Below are 5,412 nucleotides of genomic sequence, written 5' to 3' on the forward strand. Positions count from 1 at the left end.
CTTAACGGCTTCTGCTTTAAATTCTGTGCTGTAAGTTCTGATTTTCTTGGTCATGGTAAACTCCTGTGAATACGCTTAGTTTACCAAGTTTAGTTGTACGGTTTCTTCAGCATAGCTCACTAGACTGATCTTACTCTGTGATGCTGCCGTTACCTCATTCATAGCAGTGGCTGCTTGACTGGCTGAAACAGAGGCCATGCTAAAGCTTGCGACACTGAGTGCCATTACAAGAGATTTCTTCAATGTTGGTAGTTTTTTCATAATAAAATCCTAAAATGCGTCAGTTTTTCTGCAGACTGATTGTTAATTAGAATAAGAGTTTGATTTCAAAATGAATAATGACATACAGTTAATCGCTATGGTTAAGGGATTTATGCTGAAAAATGTAACGGGCGTTATCTCAAATAACGTTGGATAGAAGGATTCGATTTCATTGGTTCTCTTGTGGTATACCCATATAATATCCATTATATTCTTAGCATTTTTCTTTGGTTTAAAAGCTATTAACGATCAAAAATTTTATCTAAACATCAAGAATGATGCAGGTTGTGGTGGCATGGGCATATAATTTGCCATCAGGCCCTACAATTTTGCCTTCAGCAGTCGCTGTTCTCCGACCAGCATGAATGACTTTGCCTTCAGCCCGTACTAAAGGTGTTGCCACTGTCAAAGCTCGCACCATATTTACTTTTATCTCTAACGTTGTATAGGTTTTTCCTGCTGGCAAAAGGGTATGGACAGCGCAGCCAACAGCGGAATCTAAAAGCGTGCAGAACCAGCCGCCGTGGACTGTACCCAATGGGTTGTAATGATGACGCTTTGGCCGCCCTTGAAAAACGGCAATACCTTTTTCCATATGGATAGGAGTGTAGTCAAGTGTCAGACCAATAGGAGGATGAGGCAGCTCTCCTGCAAACATAGCATTAAAAATATCCATACCACTGCGAGTGGTTAAGTCTGATAATGGAATAACATCAGCGTCACCTAGCTTTTCTCTAATACGTGCTTCTTCTGCTTCCCATGTTGCTATTGTTTCTTCGACATTCATTTTCAATTCCTTAAAACGATAAATAAGAGGTTAGGCTATTTTTATAAAGGCTAAAGTTTCACCAATTAGTAATCTTAATGCCCACTTTTATTTTTAAAGTACATCGTTACATAGGCGATTAACCAAAAGGCACAAATTGCTTGAAACCAGATAAGACTGTGCATGGTAACAGTCATGATATTATCAGTCTCTATGTTGTAGTGCAGTAACGACAACAACCCCATTAAGGCATACAAATAAAGCCACCAACGTCCTTTGGTCATCTGGCTTTTGACAGCCACAATCAGGCCATAGATACCAATTGGTGTCATGACGAACCAGAAGGCATCTACAAGCTGAGGAGATAACCAATCAGGCTCAGGATAGTGATCGAAATGAATCACATTATGAACATAGTGTAAAATGCTCGAAAACACATTAAGTAATACAATGAAAATCAGGGTTTTATAGTGATTGTAACGGTTTATCATGATGTACCTTGTTGATCGTCTCTAAAATATCTTGCCAAATATGAGTGTTTTTACTTCTAAAGTAGCCAAAATGTCCAACTGATTGGTCTGAGCTCCTGCCAATGCTATAGCGTTTAAAAGTGATAGGTCGATCGCTGGTCACATTTTTCCAAAAATTATGCAGGTTGCGTTCAGTACAGATTTCATCATCATCGGCAGTGAAGACGAAAGTTGGCACATTAAAATTTTTGTAAGTACCAAGGGGAATGGTTTTCCCATAGAATTTATCTGAGAAAAACAGCTCTTTTTCTCGGCACCAAGCACCCCATTCCTCTGTAAAACCAGCTGGCAAATCTTCCATGAGTTTGAAGCTTTTAGCCGGCACATAATTAAAGACTTTATTACTAAGCGGTGCTAAAAAACGGAAAAAGAAATTGGCTTTAAGACGATAGCGAAGCGGCATATAGCTAAAATATCCTGCCGATACAGCCACTGCAATTAGAGCATCTAATTGATCGGCGTTATGAGCAAGGCCAACTTGTTGACCTCCAGCGCTATGCCCTACGCAATACAAGGGTAAGTCATTGAACAGGCGCTTAGCTGTATCGATGGCAGCTGGAATGTCGTACCGTCCGATATCAGAATACTGATAATGACACTCCTTTAGATGACTTGTTTTAGAATCGCAAAACCCTCTATAGTTCCAAAGAATGACATGAAAACCATGCTCTCTTAAGTATTTAGCAAACGGCAAATAATAAGAAGTGTGGGTAGCGGTTCCTGGATTTATCAGAACAACGGCCTTAGGGTTATTCGCTTTATAGAGGGTTGCACGCAGCTCGACGTTGTCGTCCGTCAGTATATTTATATCCATAAAAAAACCTACTTGTTGTTAATTAACGCCTACTATAAACTATGGACATTACTCCACAGTCAAGCGTTAATTGAGGGTGCTCGATAATGAATATAAAAGAATTAACTGAAACAGTCGGACTAAGCAGAGATACGATTCGTTTTTACGAAAGGGAAGGATTGATTTCGAAACCATCTAGAAAGTCTAATGGTTATAGAGATTACGATAACAAGATTGTGGAACAGCTTAATATGATTGTTATGGCGAAGGAGCTCGGTTTCACCCTAAAAGAGATTAGAGAGCTAACAGAGCTACTGTATTCAAACAACCTGACCCAATCACAAATGGGTGAAAAGCTTCTAGAGAAAAACAAACAGCTAGAAATTAAAATTTCAGAACTGTCTAAGATGAAAACGTTAATCGATAATGCATTAAAAGGTATGTGTGAATATAAGGATAAGTTGGCGCTTTGAGACCTTCCTAAATTTTGTGTAAGCATTTAATCTAAACGTCAGTTACACAGAATCTGGGATGGTCTCTTCAAGTCCTCACTAGCGCACCGATCATGATTAGAATATGTATGATAAGTACACCATGAAGTACACTGTGACTGTTTCAACCAGTTAAAACGTTGATACTATTAGCCTATAGCCTTAGATTCAAGTCCTCACTAGGGAACCGCACCAGTGAAATTGGTTTGTCATAGGCATACTTACAATAGATTATAGTGCAATGGGAAGATAGAACTAAGACAATTAAAGAGCTGATTAAAGAACTCTAAAGTTTTGAGGATCAAAACTTGATTGTTATGATAACTAATGATGAAGGTGAAACATTTAACTCGGTAAAGTTGGTTAGCAAAGGGTTTGTAACTAATAAAGATGATCCTGATAAATATAAGAAAATTTATTGTGCTTTACACTTCTAAGCTTTAAGACCATCTAAGACAGTTAGTTGGTTTTTTAATCCTTAAACCCATGAAAATCGGTTGGGGGGTGATTTTTTTGCCGTGTGCAGAGAAAAGCAAGTCAAAGATCTTTTTACTAGCTGCTTTAGCGATAACCATTATTTAAGATAATCTCGTTAAAGCAGCTATGACCTAACCTTTAAATGTTAAAAGTTAAGGGTAAATTTGAAAAATCAAGGAGTTAAAATGACTTTACGACATTCTTCTTCACGCTTTTCGAAAATTTCATAACCTTTAGCAGCGTCAGACAAATTCATACGGTGAGTAATAATAGCTTCAGGTGATAAATCACCATTTTCAATATACTCTAATAATTGTGGTAAATACTTGTGTACATGGGTTTGGCCCATTTTGAAAGTAAGCCCTTTATCAAAAGCGTCACCAAATAAGAAACCATGAATGGGTCCTGCATACACACCAGGAACACTAACGACCCCGCCACGACGCACAGCTGCAATACATTGACGTAAAGCTGCACCACTTGACCCTTCAATTTTCAAATTGGTCATTATTGTTTCTAGCATACTGCCTTTGGCTTCAAAGCCAATCGCATCAATAACGCTGTCAACGCCGCGATGCCCTTTGGTCTGTTCAATGATGAATTCAGCAGCATCTACCTTATCGAAATTAACCGGAATAGCCCCGTACGTATCTTTGGCATACTGCAAACGGTAGTCATTATGATCTACCACGAAGATCTGCTCAGCGCCTAACATTTTGGCACAAGCTGCTGATAACAACCCCACAGGACCCGCACCATAAATAGCTACGGTTGAACCTTTAGTAATATTGGCATTAGTCACGGCCTGCCAAGCAGTTGGTAAAATATCTGATAAAAATAAAACCTTCTCATCTGACAGTGAGCCATTTACTTTGAACGGATTAAAATTACCTTTAGGAACCCGTACAAATTCTGCTTGTCCACCAGGAATCCCACCATATAAATGGCTAAAACCAAATAAAGCAGCCGGTGGCGGAATTATTTTTTTATTAATAGCAGCGCCTGGGCCTGTATTTGTCGTCTCACAAGCGGACATTAGGTCATGCTGACAGAAAAAGCAGTTACCACATGCAATAACAAAAGGAATAACAACTCTATCGCCTTTTTTAACAGCAGTGACTTCAGAGCCTACTTCTTCAACCACACCCATAAACTCATGACCGAAGATATCGCCTTCCTCGGTTGCAGGCATTTTGCCACGATATAAGTGTAAATCTGAGCCACAAATTGCAGTCGCAGTCACACGTAAAATAACATCATCTTTTTCTTGCAGTTTAGGCTCTGGGACATTGTCCACTCGCACATCTTTAGCACCGTGGTAAGTTAAAGCACGCATAATTTCTCCAATTAAGTAAAGATTGCAAAATCTCGATAAACCAATAATCTGTGATAATAAAAGATAAAAGCTATTAGAATCAGTGGTTTATGTTATCTAAGTTAAGTATTACTCAATTATATTAGCACCTTGAAAAACAAGATTTATAATCAACGTGTGTTAAAAAGGTTGCGTGTTGTAAGTAAAAAATTGTAGTGGTCAACTAATTTAGGACACTAATAAAATTCAAACCTACATCGCCATTCCTTATAACCCTGAGTCGAGAACGGATAATAATTATAAGCGTTGGGGCAACTTTTATGACCGCCAAGATCTGTTAGTAGGTGACGAGTTATGGCAGCTTGTGTCAGGTAGTCAATTTTCACTCAATGATATGGTTGATATTTTTAGAGAGGTCGGTGCTGAGTCTAAAGAAGATATCGAGAAGGCTTTAAATACAGATCATTTTTGAATCAACAGCTTAGTTATATTAAATCAGTAAATGAATCCGTCACTCTGCTTGTCTACAATGAAAGCTTCATAATCTCATTAAAAAACTAGGGTGTGTATAGAATTCAAATGAGTGGCAACCAAATAAAGACACAAGCAAGCATTACCGCTGCTGCATAGCTATCTTTGAGCTTATCATATCGCGTGGCAATGCCCCTAAAATGTTTCAACCTAGCAAAAGCGTTTTCTACCAAGTGACGGCAACGATACAAATACCAGTCTAGTGTGTCATTGTTGCTATTTTTAGAGTTCGACTTAACGGGTATGAC

At 38.6% G+C, this 5,412-nt stretch carries 8 protein-coding genes; 2 read left to right on the forward strand and 6 right to left on the reverse strand.

Features of this window, described 5'->3' with window-relative positions; all coding sequences use genetic code 11:
- Nucleotides 1–75: 75 nt before the first annotated feature.
- The 4 genes from A7325_RS12440 to A7325_RS12455 form a co-directional block, all read right to left on the reverse strand.
- Nucleotides 76–261, reverse strand: a complete 186-nt coding sequence (locus tag A7325_RS12440; RefSeq protein ID WP_068408610.1) for a hypothetical protein — start codon at nt 259–261, stop codon at nt 76–78.
- Between the two features lie 262 nt (nt 262–523).
- Nucleotides 524–1,048, reverse strand: coding sequence for a PaaI family thioesterase (locus tag A7325_RS12445; protein ID WP_068408612.1), 525 nt, complete (start codon nt 1,046–1,048; stop codon nt 524–526).
- A gap of 74 nt (nt 1,049–1,122) precedes the next feature.
- Nucleotides 1,123–1,518, reverse strand: a complete 396-nt coding sequence (locus A7325_RS12450) for a hypothetical protein (protein ID WP_068408614.1) — start codon at nt 1,516–1,518, stop codon at nt 1,123–1,125.
- Nucleotides 1,493–2,371: an alpha/beta fold hydrolase gene (locus tag A7325_RS12455; RefSeq protein ID WP_068408617.1), complete on the reverse strand. Its 879-nt coding sequence runs from the start codon at nt 2,369–2,371 to the stop codon at nt 1,493–1,495. Before A7325_RS12455 ends, A7325_RS12450 begins: the two co-directional genes overlap by 26 nt.
- Before the next feature lie 86 nt (nt 2,372–2,457).
- Between A7325_RS12455 and A7325_RS12460 the strand changes: the two genes are divergently transcribed.
- Nucleotides 2,458–2,823, forward strand: coding sequence for a MerR family transcriptional regulator (locus tag A7325_RS12460; RefSeq protein ID WP_068408619.1), 366 nt, complete (start codon nt 2,458–2,460; stop codon nt 2,821–2,823).
- 667 nt (nt 2,824–3,490) lie between these two features.
- Here the strand turns inward: A7325_RS12460 and A7325_RS12470 are convergent.
- Nucleotides 3,491–4,654 carry a zinc-dependent alcohol dehydrogenase gene (locus A7325_RS12470; protein ID WP_011512340.1) on the reverse strand — a complete coding sequence of 388 codons (1,164 nt, stop codon included), beginning with the start codon at nt 4,652–4,654 and terminating at the stop codon, nt 3,491–3,493.
- A gap of 223 nt (nt 4,655–4,877) precedes the next feature.
- On the opposite strand from A7325_RS12470, the gene A7325_RS14320 reads away from it, so the two are divergent.
- Nucleotides 4,878–5,105: a TdeIII family type II restriction endonuclease gene (locus A7325_RS14320; protein WP_082894407.1), complete on the forward strand. Its 228-nt coding sequence runs from the start codon at nt 4,878–4,880 to the stop codon at nt 5,103–5,105.
- A 103-nt stretch (nt 5,106–5,208) separates the two neighbouring features.
- On the opposite strand, the gene A7325_RS13610 is transcribed toward A7325_RS14320, so the two are convergent.
- A partial coding sequence (locus A7325_RS13610; protein WP_156508555.1) for a transposase occupies nt 5,209–5,412 on the reverse strand: 204 nt, incomplete at its 5' end.

Origin of the sequence: Psychrobacter sp. SHUES1 (genome assembly GCF_001652315.1) — a bacterium.
GTDB classification, from domain to species: Bacteria; Pseudomonadota; Gammaproteobacteria; order Pseudomonadales; family Moraxellaceae; genus Psychrobacter; species Psychrobacter faecalis.

Excerpts from the sequence above, each read along its gene's own strand:
- A7325_RS12455 (WP_068408617.1), bottom strand. The coding sequence starts at position 2,371 with ATGGATATAAATATACTGACGGACGACAACGTCGAGCTGCGTGCAACC.
- A7325_RS12470 (WP_011512340.1), bottom strand. The coding sequence starts at position 4,654 with ATGCGTGCTTTAACTTACCACGGTGCTAAAGATGTGCGAGTGGACAAT.
- A7325_RS12460 (WP_068408619.1), top strand. The coding sequence starts at position 2,458 with ATGAATATAAAAGAATTAACTGAAACAGTCGGACTAAGCAGAGATACG.
- A7325_RS12450 (WP_068408614.1), bottom strand. The coding sequence starts at position 1,518 with ATGATAAACCGTTACAATCACTATAAAACCCTGATTTTCATTGTATTA.
- A7325_RS12445 (WP_068408612.1), bottom strand. The coding sequence starts at position 1,048 with ATGAATGTCGAAGAAACAATAGCAACATGGGAAGCAGAAGAAGCACGT.
- A7325_RS12440 (WP_068408610.1), bottom strand. The coding sequence starts at position 261 with ATGAAAAAACTACCAACATTGAAGAAATCTCTTGTAATGGCACTCAGT.